This window comes from Staphylococcus sp. MI 10-1553 (assembly GCF_010365305.1).
Classification (GTDB): Bacteria; Bacillota; Bacilli; order Staphylococcales; family Staphylococcaceae; genus Staphylococcus.
The window spans coordinates 1,628,657-1,646,730 of record NZ_CP048279.1 but is presented as its reverse complement, the minus strand read 5'-3'; the positions used below and the strand labels follow the sequence as shown (position 1 = coordinate 1,646,730).

17 protein-coding genes and 1 other RNA gene are annotated in these 18,074 nt (G+C 36.5%); 2 read left to right on the top strand and 16 right to left on the bottom strand.

Annotated features, from left to right (window positions below; genetic code table 11):
• Positions 1–141: 141 nt before the first annotated feature.
• The 6 genes from rarD to GZH82_RS07675 form a co-directional block, all read right to left on the bottom strand.
• Positions 142–1,002, bottom strand: coding sequence for an EamA family transporter RarD (gene rarD / locus GZH82_RS07700; protein WP_238989695.1), 861 nt, complete (start codon positions 1,000–1,002; stop codon positions 142–144).
• A 90-nt stretch (positions 1,003–1,092) separates the two neighbouring features.
• Entirely contained in the window at positions 1,093–2,220 is a 1,128-nt protein-coding gene (locus tag GZH82_RS07695) for a THUMP domain-containing class I SAM-dependent RNA methyltransferase (RefSeq protein ID WP_162681996.1), read from the bottom strand.
• 539 nt (positions 2,221–2,759) lie between these two features.
• Positions 2,760–3,146: RNase P RNA component class B (rnpB, locus tag GZH82_RS07690), an RNA gene on the bottom strand.
• A 41-nt stretch (positions 3,147–3,187) separates the two neighbouring features.
• On the bottom strand, positions 3,188–3,523 hold the full coding sequence (gene gpsB, locus GZH82_RS07685; protein WP_014613910.1) for a cell division regulator GpsB: 336 nt from the start codon (positions 3,521–3,523) through the stop codon (positions 3,188–3,190).
• 19 nt (positions 3,524–3,542) lie between these two features.
• On the bottom strand, positions 3,543–4,100 hold the full coding sequence (locus GZH82_RS07680; protein WP_162681995.1) for an SLOG family protein: 558 nt from the start codon (positions 4,098–4,100) through the stop codon (positions 3,543–3,545).
• Position 4,101: 1 nt separating this feature from the next.
• Positions 4,102–4,434 (bottom strand): DUF1798 family protein, encoded by a 333-nt coding sequence (locus GZH82_RS07675; protein ID WP_162681994.1) that lies wholly within the window; start codon positions 4,432–4,434, stop codon positions 4,102–4,104.
• Positions 4,435–4,628: 194 nt separating this feature from the next.
• On the opposite strand from GZH82_RS07675, the gene recU reads away from it, so the two are divergent.
• Entirely contained in the window at positions 4,629–5,255 is a 627-nt protein-coding gene (gene recU, locus GZH82_RS07670; RefSeq protein WP_162681993.1) for a Holliday junction resolvase RecU, read from the top strand.
• Positions 5,252–7,477, top strand: coding sequence for a transglycosylase domain-containing protein (locus GZH82_RS07665; RefSeq protein ID WP_162681992.1), 2,226 nt, complete (start codon positions 5,252–5,254; stop codon positions 7,475–7,477). The genes recU and GZH82_RS07665 overlap by 4 nt, the downstream gene beginning before the upstream one ends.
• Before the next feature lie 115 nt (positions 7,478–7,592).
• On the opposite strand, the gene GZH82_RS07660 is transcribed toward GZH82_RS07665, so the two are convergent.
• From GZH82_RS07660 to GZH82_RS07615, 10 genes are all read right to left on the bottom strand, one after another.
• Positions 7,593–7,928: a YpoC family protein gene (locus tag GZH82_RS07660; protein ID WP_162681991.1), complete on the bottom strand. Its 336-nt coding sequence runs from the start codon at positions 7,926–7,928 to the stop codon at positions 7,593–7,595.
• Entirely contained in the window at positions 7,925–8,599 is a 675-nt protein-coding gene (nth, locus tag GZH82_RS07655) for an endonuclease III (protein ID WP_019165308.1), read from the bottom strand. Before nth ends, GZH82_RS07660 begins: the two co-directional genes overlap by 4 nt.
• On the bottom strand, positions 8,589–9,281 hold the full coding sequence (locus tag GZH82_RS07650; RefSeq protein ID WP_162681990.1) for a DnaD domain-containing protein: 693 nt from the start codon (positions 9,279–9,281) through the stop codon (positions 8,589–8,591). Before GZH82_RS07650 ends, nth begins: the two co-directional genes overlap by 11 nt.
• A gap of 185 nt (positions 9,282–9,466) precedes the next feature.
• Positions 9,467–10,759: an asparagine--tRNA ligase gene (gene asnS, locus GZH82_RS07645; protein ID WP_162681989.1), complete on the bottom strand. Its 1,293-nt coding sequence runs from the start codon at positions 10,757–10,759 to the stop codon at positions 9,467–9,469.
• 67 nt (positions 10,760–10,826) lie between these two features.
• Positions 10,827–13,529: a helicase C-terminal domain-containing protein gene (locus tag GZH82_RS07640; protein ID WP_162681988.1), complete on the bottom strand. Its 2,703-nt coding sequence runs from the start codon at positions 13,527–13,529 to the stop codon at positions 10,827–10,829.
• A 27-nt stretch (positions 13,530–13,556) separates the two neighbouring features.
• Positions 13,557–14,528: a biotin--[acetyl-CoA-carboxylase] ligase gene (locus GZH82_RS07635; protein WP_162681987.1), complete on the bottom strand. Its 972-nt coding sequence runs from the start codon at positions 14,526–14,528 to the stop codon at positions 13,557–13,559.
• Complete coding sequence (locus tag GZH82_RS07630) at positions 14,512–15,714, bottom strand: CCA tRNA nucleotidyltransferase (RefSeq protein ID WP_162681986.1); 1,203 nt, start codon at positions 15,712–15,714, stop codon at positions 14,512–14,514. Before GZH82_RS07630 ends, GZH82_RS07635 begins: the two co-directional genes overlap by 17 nt.
• A gap of 3 nt (positions 15,715–15,717) precedes the next feature.
• Complete coding sequence (gene bshA, locus GZH82_RS07625; RefSeq protein WP_162681985.1) at positions 15,718–16,842, bottom strand: N-acetyl-alpha-D-glucosaminyl L-malate synthase BshA; 1,125 nt, start codon at positions 16,840–16,842, stop codon at positions 15,718–15,720.
• A 15-nt stretch (positions 16,843–16,857) separates the two neighbouring features.
• The gene (locus tag GZH82_RS07620) at positions 16,858–17,181 is read right to left on the bottom strand and encodes a nucleotide pyrophosphohydrolase (RefSeq protein ID WP_096541089.1); all 324 of its coding nucleotides are present in this window, start codon (positions 17,179–17,181) and stop codon (positions 16,858–16,860) included.
• Between the two features lie 181 nt (positions 17,182–17,362).
• Entirely contained in the window at positions 17,363–18,061 is a 699-nt protein-coding gene (locus tag GZH82_RS07615; protein ID WP_162681984.1) for a zinc metallopeptidase, read from the bottom strand.
• Positions 18,062–18,074: the final 13 nt, after the last annotated feature.

Sequence of the window (18,074 nt, the reverse complement as noted above, 5' to 3'; positions counted from 1 at the left end):
TTTAAGCGTCTATATTTAAATATTATATGAGTTTATGGCGATAAATGCTATTGCAGTGATTAAAATAATGGCATTTATAATATGGAATTGAAAGTAAAAAAACACCGCACAGTCAACGTACGATGTTAGCTTATATTTTGATTAATTTTGATATTGGAATGGTTGTGAGCGTTTTTTAATTTTGATGATTTGAGAAATAACATAAATCACTATACCGACCCAAATAAAGCAAAATGTGATAAATTGGTCGACATTAAATGGTTCTTTAAACACAAAAATACCGAGTATAAAGATAAGTGTCGGCCCTACATATTGAATAAAACCCATTAATGATAGCGGAATACGGATAGCCCCTTCTGAAAATGAGAGTAACGGTAATGCAGTGACAGCACCTGAGAAGAGCAACCAGAACGTCGACATATTCCATCCGATACTTAAATTAGCTGTTTGTTCGACGATAATTAAATAAATGATCGCCATGGGTGCCGTCGCAAGTGACTCAATTGTAATGCTACTCAATGCTGGCATAGGAACGAGTTTTTTCAATAAACCGTAAATGCCAAATGAAAAAGCTAAAATTAACGAAATGTATGGAAATTCTCCCACTTTAAAAGTCATATAAACGACGCCAAGTACAGCAAAGAGTATCGCCACCCATTCTAGACGATTGAAACGTTCTTTAAAAAATATCATGGATAATAAAATACTTACGAGTGGATTGATATAATAACCTAAACTTGTTTGTAATACAAAACCAGCATCAATCGCATAAATAAACGTTCCCCAGTTCACTGTCACGATATAGCCCGCTAAAATGATAATCAACAGTTTGAACGGTTTCGCTATCAGTTGCGCCATATCTTGAGCAAATCGCTGCCATCGCCCAATGATTGGTAAAAGGATCAGCATAAAAATGAGCGATAAAATGATACGGTACATGAGTGTTTCAATAGGATCGACATCGTGAATGAGTGACCAATATAACGGTAACGTGCCCCACATCACATAAGCCAATAAAGCGAAAAGAATGCCTTTTTTAAATTCTTTATCTTGATACAACGTACTCCCTCTTTTCGTAAAAATTAAACTGGCTTAATATTTTTTATTTGCCCAGTATTGGTAATAAGTCGTTTCAATATATCCGTTAAATAACTTACGACGCTTCGTAGCTTTACGATTCGCAAGATATTCAAATTCTTTGTTACTTGTCATAATGTAAAGTGATAAATTCGGGTGATCTTGCATGAGGATGCCGAGATTACGGTACATTTCTTCAACTTCTGCACGGTCACCGATACGTTCACCATACGGCGGGTTACCTATTAAACCGATAGGACCGTCGTGATCAATGGTAAGTGTGTTCACATCTTTGACTTCGAAGCGGATAATATCACCTACACCGACTTCATCTGCATTGCGTTTTGCAATTTCGACCATTTCAGGATCAATATCAGAAGCATAAATTTCGATTTCTTTATCATAATCGGCTAGTTCATCAGCTTCTGCACGTTTTTGGTCATATAGCCCTTCCGGAATGATATCCCATTGTTCTGAAATAAATGAGCGATTAAAACCAGGTGCAATATTTTGCGCAATTAAACAAGCTTCAATCGCAATTGTCCCAGAACCACAAAATGGATCGATAAGCGGTGTATCACCTGTCCAATTGGCTAACTTGACTAAACTTGCAGCGAGTGTCTCTTTAATCGGCGCCTCACCTTGCGCGAGACGGTAACCACGTTTGTTCAAACCGGAGCCTGATGTATCAATCGTTAACAAGACTTTATCTTTTAAAATAGCGACTTCAACAGGATATTTTGCGCCTGATTCATCAAGCCAACCTGACACTTGATGTGCATTTTTCAACCGCTCGACAATCGCTTTTTTAGTGATCGCTTGAACATCAGGAACACTAAATAACTTTGATTTTAAACTACGCCCTTGCACTGGAAATTGACCATTTACTGGAATGAATTGTTCCCAAGGTAAATTTTTCGTTTGTTTGAATAATGAATCAAATGTTATGGCTTCAAATTGCCCTACGATAAGTTTGACACGGTCTGCAGTACGCAACCATAAATTTGCTTTAACGATGGCAGATGCGTCTCCCTCAAAATAAATACGTCCATTTTCTACGCGTGTGTCGTAGCCCAGGTCTTGGACTTCTTTTGCGACAATAGATTCAAGCCCCATCGGACAAACTGCTAATAGTTGATACACGAAAATTCCTCCTTTTGAATATCAGTTTATGTATATCTTTTTATATTTGTTTTTAGATTGTAGCGATTTTTTCTTTCATAATAGTTTCTTGTCTTTATTGATTGACACCTCGAACTCGCGTTTCCTAGGAGTCTTGTCTCAACTAACCAACGCTTTGATTGGGCTATTACATTTGTAGTAGCGTTGGTGCATTTGGGGAGTAGTACAGAAATCTCATGTACAACAAAGATTTCGCAGTACTGCCCCCCGCAAGTCAGACAGCTACTGCGTCAAACAGTAGCCACTATCAAAGTTTAAAGGGGTCATTTTGCTTTTAACTCTATGACTCAAGAGTCTCGCCTTGTCTTGCAATCTTACAATTCAGTTCTAACTACAAGTCGAAAGAACCGTTCTACAGTCTTCTACTCAAACTGTCACTATGTTTCTATATCAAACATACTACTTCTATATTGATACTGATTCTTATTTCATGAGATGTCAAGACAAATTAAAGGGCTGGAACGTCTTGTTCCAGCCCTAAGGTGACTAGTCTGAGATATTTCTGTAAGCCATGTTCTGTACTGATGTACTCGTTACGTGCACTAGTTACACTGGTACTTCAGTTGTAATCATCTGTCTGAAAAGTATGCTGAACTTTTCCTCGTCTATACGTTGAATTCCGTTAGACAAGTGCTCCTACCAAATTTGGATTGCTCACTCGAGGGGTTTACCGCGTTCCACCTTTATTATTTCTAATAAAGCTACGTCACTGTGGCACTTTCAAACTAATGTAACCCTATCGAAAGACTTAGGTTAGGTCGTTGCCGTCAATATCGAATATTGCCTTGACTTATTGTTTCATCAAGCACGAACACTACAGTCATCTCAGACTGTGTGAGCATGGACTTTCCTCTATATGTCATAACATATAGCGATTACACGAAATATCCTCAAAAAATTATAGCATTTTTCAATTAAAAAACAATCCCTATTTTCCAAAGACTGCTTTTTCAAGGTTAGAAATTCGTTTTAAAATATCTACATTATTATTTTGGTTTGAACTTTGATTTGCGAAACTCTTATTATCTTGTGGTCGACTAGAGGCAACACGAATACGTAAATCTTCAATTTCTTTTTTTAATTTGTGATTTTCTTCTGATAATTTGATGACTTCATTATTTAGGTCTGACATTTTTTGATAATCCGCAATAATATCGTCTAAAAAAGCATCCACTTCTTGAGGACGATAGCCACGAACCATTGTCTTTTCAAAGTCTTTTTCGTAAATGTCTTTTGCTGATAATTTTAACGAAACATCTGACATTTGTTCCACCTCATTTGATTTAAATTTCTTCGGACCATTGTAAATCATTGATAAAGTTCGTAATTTCGTCAAACGTCACAATATCACAAGTATAGTTTGTTTTTTCAACAAAATCAACTAACTTCTTTTTGAAAAATTGTGGGCTTGCGGGTTGTTCATCATCATAGATTAATACTGTGATATCCGTATGGTCCAACATAAATTGATCAGCTTGTTGAAACTGAAACGGACCTTTGTATGTAAGTTGATGCACACTATTGACATAATCACTTTTTTCGATCACCTGTTGATATTTGAGCTGATTTTGTTCATTCCATTTAGATGTATGTTCTAAAAATGGTGTGATGACGCCTAATTTTAGCTCAGGATAATCTTCTTTCAATGCAATCACACATTCGGCACCCCATAATTCAATACCCAATTGACCTTGAATTAACACCCATTCTAAACCTTCCTCTATATACTGAATTAATTTTTGCGTTATAAATTTTTTTAAATAGGTCACTTCAGGTGCATTATCATTGAATATTTGTAGCTCGTAAGACTTGTAACCCGTCAAATACATTGTCTTAAACATGTTAGTTACGCTCCATTTGTGATAAGTAGTTCAGATCGTGTTGTACTGCTTTAAATTGATCTAAAAACAATTTTTTACTCGTTGTGGATTGATGGCATGCGACGGCGAGCTCTGCCATTAAAGATGACATGCGTTGTAATTTTCGTGCATTGAAATATTTTTGTTTTGAAATGGTGTGTTGATAGCGTTGTAATGATTGCAAGTGTTCATCAACTTGTTGGAAGAACGGCTGCACTTCTTTATAAAAATCATATGGTCTCCCTGCTCGAGCTGCTTCATAACGTTGTGAAATGGTTGCTAAATCGTGAATCAATTGTTGTATGACAATTTGCATGAATCTAAACACCTTTCATTAAACTAAATTAATTTTATCATAATGTGTTGAAATATTTTAACTGGAATTGATTTTAGGTCACGTTAAACGACTATGTATGTTACAATAATGTCAGTTTATGAATCCTTTCGATTTATAAAACGCCTATCCTATCATGTTTATAGGACAAAAAACATGGATTGTAGGTGAGACAAATGAATTATCCAAACGGTAAGCCTTTTAAGCCGAGTCAGACTCAAGACGGAAGTACGAGGACAAACAAATCGAGTAAAATTAAATACGGTGGGCGCGGCATGACATTGGAAAATGATATTGAAAGCTCCAACCAATATTATTTGAAGACAGAACGCGCTGTAATTCATAAGAAACCAACACCTGTGCAAATTGTCCATGTGGATTATCCAAAACGCAGTCAAGCTGTAATTAAAGAGGCTTATTTTCGAACGCCTTCAACTACTGACTATAATGGTGTTTATAAGGGCTATTACATTGATTTTGAGGCAAAGGAAACGAAAAATAAAACATCTTTTCCGTTACAAAACATCCGTGCACATCAAGTTGAACATATGAAACAAGCAGTGGCTCATGGAGGAATTGTCTTTTTTCTACTCCGCTTTAAAGGAATCAATGAAGTTTATCTCTTATCATTTAAGCGATTTTTTCCGTTTTGGGAGCGCTACTTAAAAAATGGAAAAAAATCAATTAAGGTTGAAGAAATTCAAGAAAATGGTTACTATATTCCTTATCAGTATCAACCAAGATTAGATTACCTCAGTGCAGTTGATAAGTTGATATTAGATGAAAGTGAGGACCGCTTATGACGGAAAAGAAAGGGACTTCTAAGCAAACGAAAAAGAAGTCCGGTCAAAAAAAGAATAAGAACATCAAGCGTACGATCATTAAAGTGTTGAGCTTTTTAGTATTAGCATTTGTCATCTTAGCACTCTTATCTGTATTGCTTTTCGCATATTATGCCTGGAAAGCACCTGCATTTAACGAGTCTAAACTCCAAGATCCCAGTCCAGCAAAAATTTATGATAAAGATGATGAATTAGTCAAGACGCTTGATAATGGTGCAAGACGAGAACATGTGGATTTAAAAGATGTTCCAGATACGATGAAAGATGCAGTGCTTGCAACTGAAGACAACCGTTTTTATGATCACGGTGCACTCGATTACAAACGTTTATTCGGTGCCGTATTGAAAAATATTACGGGTGGCTTTGGTTCACAAGGTGCTTCTACGTTAACACAACAAGTGGTTAAACGTACGTTTTTAACAGACCAAAAGTCGATTGAACGTAAAGCACAAGAAGCCTACCTATCTTATCGTTTAGAACAGGAATATTCTAAAGATGAAATTTTCCAAATGTATCTCAACAAAATTTACTACTCTGATGGTGTGTATGGTATTAAGGCTGCAGCAAGATACTACTTTGATAAAGATTTAAAAGATCTGAACTTAGCTGAATCGGCTTATCTCGCAGGTCTGCCGCAAGTCCCTAACACATATAACATTTATGACCATCCAGAAGAAGCAGAAAAACGTAAAGATACAGTATTGTACTTGATGGCATATCATCATCGCATTTCTGAAAAAGAGAAAAAAGAAGCGCAAGATACGCCAATCACTGAAAATCTCGTGCAACGTTCAGCGGAAGATAGACAAATTAAACCAGATGATGATTCAGAGCAATACAATTCTTATGTGAACTTTGTGAAACAAGAGTTGATGAACAATCCTGAATTTAAAGGACAAAATTTATCTGACATTCTTAACAGTGGTATTAAAATTTACACTTACATGGATAAAGATGCTCAAAACAGTTTACAAAACCGTATTGATAATGGTGGTTATTACAAAAATGAAGATCAGATGGTTGGTTCAACAATCGTAGACAGCCAAACTGGTGCATTAGTTGCCATTTCAGGTGGTCGTAACTATAAAGATGTCGTTGAGCGTAACCAAGCGACTGACGCACATCCAACAGGTTCAACATTGAAGCCATTCTTAGCGTATGGTCCTGCAATTGACAATATGCAATGGGCAACAAACCACTCTATCCAAGACGAATCAGCGTACAATATTGATGGTGCAATATTTAGAAACTATGACCAACAAAGTCACGGTACCGTATCAATTTATGATGCATTACGTCAAAGTTTTAACATTCCAGCATTGAAAACATGGCAACAAGTCAAATCTCAAGCGGGTAACAATGCACCGACTGATTTTGCGAAAAAAGTGGGTTTAGAGTATGAAAATACAGATATTGGACCTTCAGAAGTATTAGGTGGTTCATCTTCTGAATTCTCACCTACTCAGCTTGCTTCAGCATATGCATCATTTGCGAATGGTGGTACGTACAACAAAGCACATTCAATCAAAAAAGTTGTAGAAGCGAATGGTAATACGATTGAATTTGATTTTACGAGCCATAAAGCAATGAATGATTACACTGCTTACATGATTACTGAGATTTTAAAAGGTACATTTGAAGCTTACGGTTCTGCTTATGGAAACAAAGTCGACGGAGTGAACATGGCTGCTAAAACAGGTACAGGTACTTATGGTGCAGAAACATATCAACAGTATAATTTACCTGATTCAGCTGCTAAAGACGTATGGATTTCAGGCTTTACACCGAAATATACAATGTCTGTATGGATGGGCTTTAGTGAAGTGAAACAATACGGTCAAAACTCATTTGTCGGCAGTAATGAACAAAAATATCCTCAATTACTCTTTAAAGATGTGATGAGTGATATTAGTCCACGTGACGGTTCAGACTTTACACGTCCAGACTCTGTTGCAGGCAGTGGTAAGAGCTTATACGTTGCGAAGTCACCTGATGGTAATACAACAAGTAACTTTACAGAATCAAGCAATGGTACAAACAGTGGTTCAAGTTCTAACAACAACAGAAATGGCAACAATGGTCAGAATTTGAGCAATGGCAATAACAATTCACAACAAGGTAACAACAACAATAACAGCAATAATAATGGTAACGGTATTTTCGGCAACTTATTTGGTCGTTAAAATGCCATACAAAAAGGAGCAGGGAAAGTATTAGCGCCCCGCTCCTTTTTTATATTTATCTCTTCTCTTTTACAAATGAATATAAAACCTATAAAGCAAGCAAATAATGAAAAACTTACTTTAAGCGATGACGCGCACGATATGCCGCATACATCTTCACTAATTCAGATTTCAACGTCTTCATTTGCTGATATCCCATATAATGATGCTTACGTGTTTCAATATATGCAAAACGTTCATCAATATTGAACGGAACAATACGTAAAGCCTCCTGATTCACGAGACGATAATCATTCACTTCATTAATTATATTAAAGTAACGAAACAACGACTCATAATAATTATCCAACAGAGCTATCGATGCGTCACGACCTATTTTGCGCTGTTTTGCGTATTCATCTAATGCTTCTTCTAATTTTGACATATTTGCAATGATTTCTTGATGATTCATGATGATGCACCTGCCGCTTTTTTCAATGATGCGCGATAACGTTTTTGCCCTTCACGACAATCCTCAAATAATGGACAGACACCGCACTTTGGTTTTTTCGCTAAACAGTGATAACGACCGAAAAAGATCAATTGATGATGACTTTTCGTCCAACGTTCTCTCGGTATGATTGAAGTGAGTCGACGTTCTACTTCTGTCACACTATCTTTCCAACGACAAATACCTAAACGTTTCGACACACGTTCGACATGCGTATCGACCGCGAGTGCAGGTTCCCCAAATGCTACACTCATGACGACATTGGCCGTTTTTCGCCCTACGCCAGCTAAACCCTCAAGTTGTTCATGGGTATGCGGCACTGTTCCATCATATTGATCGAGTAAGGATTGCGATAATTTTTGAATATTTTTTGCTTTATTACGGTAGAGCCCGATTGAACGAATATCTTGTTGTAACTCTTCTAAATCTACAGCTAAATAGTCTTCAGGCGTATGATATTTCTGAAATAAGTCTTTTGTCACACGATTCACTGTATTGTCGGTACATTGTGCTGAGAGTAATACAGCTATGGTTAATTCGAATGGATTTTGGTGTACAAGTTCGCATTGTGCATCCGGAAACATTTGATCAATGACATCAATCATTTCAAGTGCTTTCTTTTTACTTATCAAAAGGATTCTCTCCTTTCAGCCAATTAAATTTCGGAATGTGTTTTGTTTTTTGAGAAGGTTGTTGAGGTTGTTTTTTAAATTTTGCCCGTATCGGTTGTGCGTCTTTAACTGTTGTGACATTATTTTTTTGCCAATTGAGTAAAATGCGATCGATATATTTGAGTGATGTTTTTTGATGTGCCAGTGCTTCATCAATCGCAGCATCAATCAGTTCAATGGCATAATGGTCGACATCAATCCATTGGTTTAAATGTTCAATTTCTAACGGTGATAATGCACGTCCAAATGCAGTCTCGATTTTTTTGAACACAATTTTAAACGCTTCTTCTTCAGACATCGTTTCATTGGATTGTTCGATTTGTTTAAATACAGAAGCAAATTGTTCGTAAAAGCCATCAAGATTAATATATTCAGTGAATTTACCCTCATTATTTTTTTCGACGCGCATCGCTAATAAACCGAGTTGAATCAATTTTTGTATAATCGCGGTCACTTCTGATGATTGCATCGTTGTCCCCTTTTTTAACATATCAATAGAAGGCTGCTCGTTAGAAGCTTCATAAGCATATAAAATTTTAATTAAAATCACTAAATCATTTTCGTTAAGGCCTAATTCTTGATAATGCTCAAGCAATTCATAGCGAATCACGACAGGCCGTGTTTGCAGTTCTCGTTGGTTCATTTATTCCCCTCCTATTTCGCCAGTCATGTAACAACAATGTATTCTCGACGCACCGTTATAGTTAGAATAAAAAGAGAGTGAGTGTGAAATCCCTATTGTCAAAGAATTTCATCCTCTCACCCCCGTAAAAGATGTGCCGACGTTAAGCCCATCAACATCACTCAACATCATTGCATCGGTATCTATTATGGATACAAACGATTTAACAAGCGTGGGAATGGTGATGTTTCGCGCACGTGTTCAACACCAGCAATCCATGCGACAGTACGTTCTAAGCCTAAACCGAAACCACTGTGCGGCACACTACCATATTTACGTAAATCTAAGTAATATTGATAGCTTTCTGTATCAAGTTGATGTTCATCGATACGTTGTTCTAATAACTCGAGGTCGTTAATACGCTCAGAGCCACCGATAATTTCGCCATAGCCTTCAGGTGCAATTAAATCCGCACAAAGCACTGTGTCTTCATTTTCTGGATTTGGTTGCATGTAGAATGGTTTAATTTTTGTTGGATAGTTAACAATGAATACAGGTAAATCATAATGGTTGGCAATAGCTGTTTCGTGTGGTGCACCGAAATCATCGCCCCATTCAATATCGTCAAAACCTGCTTCATGTAAAAATTTAATCGCATCATCATAAGTAACACGTGGAAATGGCGCTTGTACTTTTTCTAATTTTGATGTGTCGCGTTCTAATAATTTAAGTTCGATTTGACAGTTTTTAAGCACAGATTGTACGACATATGAGACATAAGCCTCTTGTACTTCTAAACTTTCTTCATGTGTTGTAAATGCCATTTCAGGTTCAATCATCCAGAACTCGATTAAATGACGACGTGTTTTTGATTTTTCAGCACGGAATGTTGGGCCGAATGAAAATACTTTACCGTATGCCATTGCAGCAGCTTCCATGTAAAGTTGTCCACTTTGTGATAAAAATGCATCTTCATCAAAGTATTTCGTATGGAACAATTCACTTGTGCCTTCTGGTGCACTTGCTGTTAAAATAGGTGGATCAATTTTTGTGAAGCCATTTTCATTAAAGAACTCATATGTTGCGCGGATGATTTCGTTACGAATTTTCATCACAGCATGTTGTTTTTTAGAACGCAACCATAAATGGCGATGGTCCATTAAAAATTCAGTACCGTGATTCTTAGGTGTAATTGGATAGTCGTGTGCTTCTTGAATCACTTCAATATGTTTGACTTGCATCTCATAACCTAAGTCTGAGCGGTTGTCTTCAGTAATTTCACCAGTTACATACAATGATGTTTCTTGTGTTAATGATTTCGCACGTTGGAAAATGTCCTCGTCAACATCCGCTTTAACGACAACACCTTGCATAAATCCTGTACCGTCACGCAATTGTAAGAATGCGATTTTACCACTTGAACGTTTATTCGCTAGCCAAGCACCAATCGTGACTTCTTGGCCAATTTTATTCTTTGCTTCTTTAATCGTTGTTTTCATAACCATTCTCCTATATGTTTTAATACTGTTATTATTTTAACAAAACTATTGCCGAACTTCTACCACATCATGTGTGATCCAGCTGAGATTGCATTTTATGGAGTAATTGTCCAAATTTTTGTATGTTGCCTTGATGTTGTTGGAAATGTGTGAACGTATTTTGGAAAAAGTGACGATATTGACTGTGCATTAAGCGATTATCAAAAGAAACGACAATCCCTTGATCACTTTCATTTCTCAATAGACGCCCTAGTCCTTGTCTAAATCGTAGTACAGCTTCAGGTAAGACATAATCTTTAAAGACATTGTCAAACTCATTGGCAAGTAACATCGGTTTGACGGCATGATGATTCATAAATGGTAATTTTGCAATCATGACACATTTAATACCATGTGCTTGATAATCAAACCCTTCAAAAAATGTACTTGTTCCTAATAATATCGCCTTATCAAAATGATTGAACTGTTGCACGATTTTATAATTTTGGCTTTGTTGCTGCGATAAAATGACATAATCGTCAAATTCAGCCATTTGATTTAAATAATCCATCACATTGTATAACATTTTATAGCTCGTGAAGAGAACGAGACACTTACTGTCCACAGTCGTGACATAACGTGCAATATATTCCACAATCGTTTGGATATATTCCTCTTGATTTTGATAATTGTAACGTTTAATATCATTCGGCACAAAGATGTGTGCATTGGCGTTATGCGTATGTTCTGACGTAATCTTGTACGTTTGGAAATGGACATCCTCTTCAAACCACTTTTGATAATTTTTAAAGGAGCCATTAAACGTCAGTGTGCCTGAAACGAACGAAATTGATTTGAACTGCTTTAAAATTTTCTCTGTTAATAGTTCTTTAATCGATGCATCTTTAAGATGAATTTTAATCGTCGACTTTTGTTGGACATTTTTTAACGTAATATAAAACAAATGCCCTGCTTTCAGTCCCGTTTCGATTTCTCGCAATTGATCCACAATATACAATAAATGTTTACGCAACGTTTTAACCACTTTATGTTTCATATTATTGAAATGCTCAAGTGTGACATTAATTTTTGAAATGTATTGATGTAACAAAGGAATTAACTGATCACGTTCCATATCATAGGCATAATGTAATTTTGATGCTTCATCATCATACAACTGTCCTTCATGCACTTGATAGAAAATATGGTCAAAAAAGTGTTCATTCATGTCATGAATTTCAATAATGTCCTGTTTAATACTAAAAACATCAATCGGTGGAATATCTAATTTTTGTAAAATACGTTGTTGTTCGAGTTGATCGATTTGTTTTAACAGTTTTTCATTTTCTGTTTTACCGATTAATCCTAATTGATACTTAATATCTGCATAACCGAACGCACGAATGGCACAGTCAATCGCATAATCTGGCAATCGATGTGCTTCATCAATAATGCAATGATTAAACATTTGATACAGTGTATGATCAGGTGATGAATATAACAAATGTGCATGGTTTGTAATCCCTATTTGAATTTTGGATGCATTCGTACGAATATGGTTGTAATAATGAAAATCTTTACGTACAGGGACATACGTTTCGATTTTTTGCTCAAAATACATTTTTTGGCCACCACGTAAATTCAGTTCTTGAATATCACCTGTGCGTGTTTCTAATATCCAGATGAGTAATTGCATTTTTAATAAATTGACATCATAATTGGTCGTTTCATCTTTTAACACTTGGCTGATGAGACCTAACGAAATATAGTCTTGTTTACTTTTGATCAACGTCGCATTGATTGATACATTAAGTGCTTCATTAATTTTCGGAATATCTTGTAATAACAATTGATTTTGTAACATTTTTGTATTCGTTGAAATCATGACGTGTTCGCCTGTTTCGATATAATACATTAATGAAGCGACAAGATAGGCTAATGATTTTCCACTGCCAGTATCAGCTTCAATCAGTGCTTTTTCGTTATGCATTAACTGGTCAAACACAATTTGTGTCATATAAAGTTGTTCTTCACGATATTGGTAATGACAAGCGTCAACTATCGTTTGATACAAAGCTGTCAAATCACCGTCAAACTGAACGTGACTGACTTCAAAATCAGGTGGGACTTGATAATAAATTTGTTCAAACTGATTCAATCCAGTCATTTCTTTTGCAACATCATGTAAACGTACTTGTTCGAAAAAATAGTCGTCCAGTTGATATTTTAATTGTTTGCTTAAATAATAGAGTTGCTTCTTCGTGTTAATCGGTAAAACCTTAAACTTTTCAAACGCCAAAATCATGATTCGAGCTGTTGTATACGCGTCTTCATCTGCGCGGTGTGCTTGGGTAAGCGGAATACCTAACGATTCGGCAAGCTCCATCAGTTGATAGCTTTTCTCTGTTGGAAACGCAATTTTAAATAGTTCCAATGTATCAATGACTTTTTTCGGCTGGTAATGAATATGACATTTTTTGAATGAACGTTTTAAAAAGTTAAGATCGAAATTCACATTATGTGCGACGAAAATACAATCTTTAATTTTCGTATAAATTTCATCTGCGACTTCTTTAAAATAAGGCGCTTGATTTAACATTTCTTCTTCAATGGAAGTCAATGCTTGAATAAAAGTCGGAATTGTCAAATCAGTTTTAATCATTGAGTGATAATGGTCAATAATTTGATTGTCACGAACAAAAGTAATCCCAATTTGAATAATCTCATCATAATCTGCTTGGTTGCCTGTCGTTTCAAGATCGACAACAGCATAACAGGGCTGATGCGCCATATGCCCCCTCCTTTCTCTCTTAATGGATTAAAATTCAATATCTGCACTCATTAAACGGTGGAAATCACCATTACGATCAACGACAAGTAAAAACCCTTGGTCATCAATTTCCATTACTTTACCATAAAATTGTTGTTTGCCTTCTGTAAAACGTAATTGCTTATTCCAAATATTTGAACGCTGAATGTATTCCTCTTTAATGGTCATAAAAGGTTCAGTCAAAAATTGTTGATAGCGCACTTCAATACGTTGCATTAATTGTTCTAAAAAGTCATAGCGATTGACGTTTTTACCATAATGCAATTTGACACTTGTTGCAGTTTGTTGTAGTGCTTCATCAAAATCTTCAACGTCATGATTTAAATTAATGCCAATACCACAAATGACAGCCTCAATCCCATCTGCATTCGCTACCATTTCCGTAAGAAACCCGCATACTTTTTGACCTTCTATGTAAATATCATTTGGCCATTTAATTTCAACCTTTGATGGGCTAAATGACTGAATCGCTTCACTAATCGCTAATGACATAAATAAATTAAACGTAGTCAGCATTGAAAAAGGAATGTCTGGTCTTAAAACGAGCGACATCCATAAACCTTTTCCTTTTGATGATTGCCAAACACGTTTGAAGCGTCCTTTTCCTGCCGTTTGTTCATCACTTAAAATGAGCATTGTACGGTCATCGTTCAAAATTGCCTTTTTAGCGACTTGTTGTGTAGAGTCTACGGATGGATATGTTTGAAATTGATCGATAAAGGATTGATGTTTGAAAATTGAGGTCAATACCCCTTTATGCCATGATTGTGGCAAAGCTTTCAATTGATGCCCTTTATTGTGAATTGAATCGATTGAAAATCCCTCTGCTTTTAGTTGATCAACTGTTTTTTTGACCGTCATCCGTGAAATATTTAGTTTTTCTGCAATCGTTTGCCCCGAAATATAGTCGGGTCTTGCATCTGTTAATAATTCTAATATTTGATCAAGATATTTTGACATGTGTTCTCACCCATTCAATGATAGCTTCTGTTTGATTGTTGACTTGACGTTGAATCACAGCACATTCGACTTGACGTAATACGTCCTTTATCCACGGTCCACCTTTTAATTGAAACGCTTGCATTAACCATTTACCATCTATTGCTAAATCTTCTCGTGATTGAATTGGTAAATCTTCCCACACAGTTTGGATACTTGCTGCGTTAAAGATAATCGGTGATGGTAAATCAATTTGGTTATCTTCTAATATCGGTCGCAGTTCATTGATTTTCAGTGCAACCTCAATGCCAAAATCGTACACAAATTGCTGGAGGCGAACTTTAGTATCTATTGTTTGCGCACTTTGAATGGCCGATATTAACGTTTGAATTGTTCGTACTTGTGCATTGCTGAGTTTCAAAGGTTTGAACGCTTGATGGTCTGTACGATAGCTGAGAATGGCTAAAAACGATTCAATATCAATCGGTGCATTCAATTTTATCGCTGCGACATCGACATCTTTGAAGTAAGGGATGTAACGCCACAATTGCAATGGTTCGAGTATTGGAAAGGTGTCTGCAACAAAGGTCCCTTTAACTAATAACGTCAGTTCATTCATAATGCGTTCAATGGATAAATATTCTAAATCCGCCATTTGGTGTACCATTGCTTCAAATGTTGCCTCTTCAATTGTAAATCCGAGCTGTGATTTAAAACGTAAACCTCGCAATACTCTTAGTGCGTCTTCGTCAAAGCGTGTCTTTGCATCACCCACCGTACGAATAACACGTTGTTCAATATCGCGCTCACCTTCAAAATGGTCAATACGTTCATAGTTGATATCCATCGCAATGGCATTCATCGTAAAATCTCGACGTTCCACATCTTGATACAAATCTCTTACAAAATAAACTTCTGTCGGCCGACGATGGTCCGCATATTCTGCTTCAGCGCGGAAAGTCGTCACTTCATAATTTTCGTGTTCCCATACGACATTGATGGTGCCATGTTCTTTACCGATTGGAATCGTATGTTCAAAGAGCGCCTCGATTTCATCAGGTGTCGCATTTGTCGTAATGTCCACATCATGGATAGTACGATTCATAATAAAATCTCGCACTGAGCCACCGACAAAATAAGCTTCATATCCATGTTGAATCAAACGTTCTAAAATAGGTTTAGCTAATTCAAATTGAGATTGATTCATGAATTACAAATCCCCTATCATCTTTTTATAATAATGCTCATACTGGTCTGCGATAATTTGTGAATCGAACCTTTTTGCAATATCTTTTAACATATTTTCACGCAATAATTGATACAATGCATCATCTGTCAGTAATTTTAACGCATATTCAGCTGCCGTTTGGCTGTCGTCGATATCCACTAAGAAGCCTGTTTCACGATGTTGAATGACTTCTTGAATTCCACCCGCACGTGTACCAATAGGAACGACCCCTGTTTTCATCGCTTCTAACAATGTAAGACCGAAGCTTTCCTTTTCGCTCATTAATAACACAATATCTGACATTTGGTAAAAATTACTCATACAATCTTGCTTACCTAAAAAGAGTACATCTTCAGAAAGCCCCATTTCACGTACTTTCACTCGCATCTCTTGCAATTCAGGACCGTCACCAATGAGCAACAATTTGGATTTAACGTGTTCACGAACGCGTGCAAATGTATCAATAATCGTATCAATTCGTTTTACTTTGCGGAAATTCGACACATGGATAAAAACCTTTTCGTCTTGAGCAATGCCATAACTTTCCTTTAAATCTGTATTGTAACCCGTCGGAAATTCGGATTCCCTTACAAAATTGTAGATCGGCACAATCTCTTTTTGAGGTGCAATAATCTCAATCGTTTCGGCTTTTAAAGATTCACTGACACTCGTTACAATATCACTTTGTTCGATGCCGAATTTAATCGCATTTCTTAACGAGTGGTCATAGCCTAGAACTGTAATATCTGTACCATGCAAAGTCGTCATAATTTTAATATCTTTACCAGACATTTGTCTTGCCAAAATCCCACAAATCGCATGTGGAATCGCATAATGCATGTGCAGTACATCTAAGTCATACTCATTAATGACGTTTGCGATTTTCGTACTTAACGAAATATCATAAGGTGGATATTGGAATACAGCATATTGATTTACGTCAACTTGATGAAAAGTAATGTTAGGTACTGGTTTGTTTAAGCGAAATGGCATATTTGAAGTAATAAAATGAACTTCATGCCCACGTTCAGCCATTAAAATTCCGAGTTCTGTTGCGATTATCCCTGAACCACCAACTGAGGGATAACAAGTAATGCCAATCTTCATATAGGTCGTACTCCTTTATGTCTTTCTTTCAAAACGATTTTTATCGCGTTTGTTGAATTTTTCCATAGTTTGGTTAAAGCTTTCTGTCATATCGATATCGAGCGAGTTTGCAAGACAGAGGAGGACAAAAAGATTGTCACCTAATTCGGCTTCGATTGTATTTTCTGCCTCACTCGCTTTCTTCTTTTTCTCTCCGTGATAATGGTTGATTTCACGTGCCAGTTCGCCAACTTCTTCTGTTAAGCGGGCAAGGTTTGCAAGAGGAGAAAAATAACCTGTTTTAAACTGTGATATGTATGTATCTACTTCTTTTTGCATATCGGAGAGTGATCGATTCATGATATGACATCCTTTCTGTTTTCATTCTTCTTTATCTTACATGAAATGTGTGGCGTTGAGCAATCTATGCACCTTTTTGATATGTGATACACTATTTTTTATGGCATCGGATTATCAACATATTTTTACAAAAGCAAAAAAAAGAGCTAGGTATCAATTCCCCAACTCTTTTAACGCTATATTATTGATCTGCTGAACGTGCGATTAAAATTAAACGAACGAGCTCAGCAACTGCAACGGCTGTCGCTGCAACATAGGTCATTGCTGCTGCTCTTAATACGCGACCTGCATGCTTATATTCTTTTTCATTAACGATATGCATGCGTTGTATTTGATTCATTGCACGTTTACTTGCGTCAAATTCGACTGGTAACGTGACAATGGAGAACAATACAGCAAATGCCATTAAGAAAATACCAATCCATAATGCAGTTGAACCGATTGCCATGTGTAAAGCCGTCATGATAATCCCAGCCATAATGAAAATATATGACATTGAACTACCAATGTTTGCAATTGGTACTAACGCAGAACGGAAACGTAAAAAGAAATAACCTTCGTAGTGCTGAATTGCGTGACCAACTTCGTGAGCGGCAATTGCAGTACCAGCAACACTTGGTTTGTTGTAGTTTGAAGGTGACAACACTACGACTTTGTTTTTAGGGTCGTAGTGGTCAGTTAAAAACCCTTGACCTTCTTTCACTTCGACATCATAAATGCCATTTGCGTGTAAAATTTCTAATGCTACTTCTCGTCCCGTCTTGCCACTTGTTGATCTAACTTGAGCATATTTTTCGTAGTTAGATTTAACTTGATGTTGTGCATACATTGGGAGGATCATAATAATTACAAAATAAATAATTAAAGACATTAACGACATTATGCTCACTCCT

What these genes read in the sequence shown, in the direction of transcription:
- rarD (WP_238989695.1), bottom strand. Translation starts at nt 1,002, where the DNA reads ATGTGGGGCACGTTACCGTTATATTGGTCACTCATTCACGATGTCGAT.
- gpsB (WP_014613910.1), bottom strand. Translation starts at nt 3,523, where the DNA reads ATGTCAGATGTTTCGTTAAAATTATCAGCAAAAGACATTTACGAAAAA.
- GZH82_RS07680 (WP_162681995.1), bottom strand. Translation starts at nt 4,100, where the DNA reads ATGTTTAAGACAATGTATTTGACGGGTTACAAGTCTTACGAGCTACAA.
- GZH82_RS07675 (WP_162681994.1), bottom strand. Translation starts at nt 4,434, where the DNA reads ATGCAAATTGTCATACAACAATTGATTCACGATTTAGCAACCATTTCA.
- recU (WP_162681993.1), top strand. Translation starts at nt 4,629, where the DNA reads ATGAATTATCCAAACGGTAAGCCTTTTAAGCCGAGTCAGACTCAAGAC.
- GZH82_RS07665 (WP_162681992.1), top strand. Translation starts at nt 5,252, where the DNA reads ATGACGGAAAAGAAAGGGACTTCTAAGCAAACGAAAAAGAAGTCCGGT.
- GZH82_RS07660 (WP_162681991.1), bottom strand. Translation starts at nt 7,928, where the DNA reads ATGAATCATCAAGAAATCATTGCAAATATGTCAAAATTAGAAGAAGCA.
- GZH82_RS07650 (WP_162681990.1), bottom strand. Translation starts at nt 9,281, where the DNA reads ATGAACCAACGAGAACTGCAAACACGGCCTGTCGTGATTCGCTATGAA.
- asnS (WP_162681989.1), bottom strand. Translation starts at nt 10,759, where the DNA reads ATGAAAACAACGATTAAAGAAGCAAAGAATAAAATTGGCCAAGAAGTC.
- GZH82_RS07640 (WP_162681988.1), bottom strand. Translation starts at nt 13,529, where the DNA reads ATGGCGCATCAGCCCTGTTATGCTGTTGTCGATCTTGAAACGACAGGC.
- GZH82_RS07635 (WP_162681987.1), bottom strand. Translation starts at nt 14,528, where the DNA reads ATGTCAAAATATCTTGATCAAATATTAGAATTATTAACAGATGCAAGA.
- GZH82_RS07630 (WP_162681986.1), bottom strand. Translation starts at nt 15,714, where the DNA reads ATGAATCAATCTCAATTTGAATTAGCTAAACCTATTTTAGAACGTTTG.
- bshA (WP_162681985.1), bottom strand. Translation starts at nt 16,842, where the DNA reads ATGAAGATTGGCATTACTTGTTATCCCTCAGTTGGTGGTTCAGGGATA.
- GZH82_RS07620 (WP_096541089.1), bottom strand. Translation starts at nt 17,181, where the DNA reads ATGAATCGATCACTCTCCGATATGCAAAAAGAAGTAGATACATACATA.
- GZH82_RS07615 (WP_162681984.1), bottom strand. Translation starts at nt 18,061, where the DNA reads ATGTCGTTAATGTCTTTAATTATTTATTTTGTAATTATTATGATCCTC.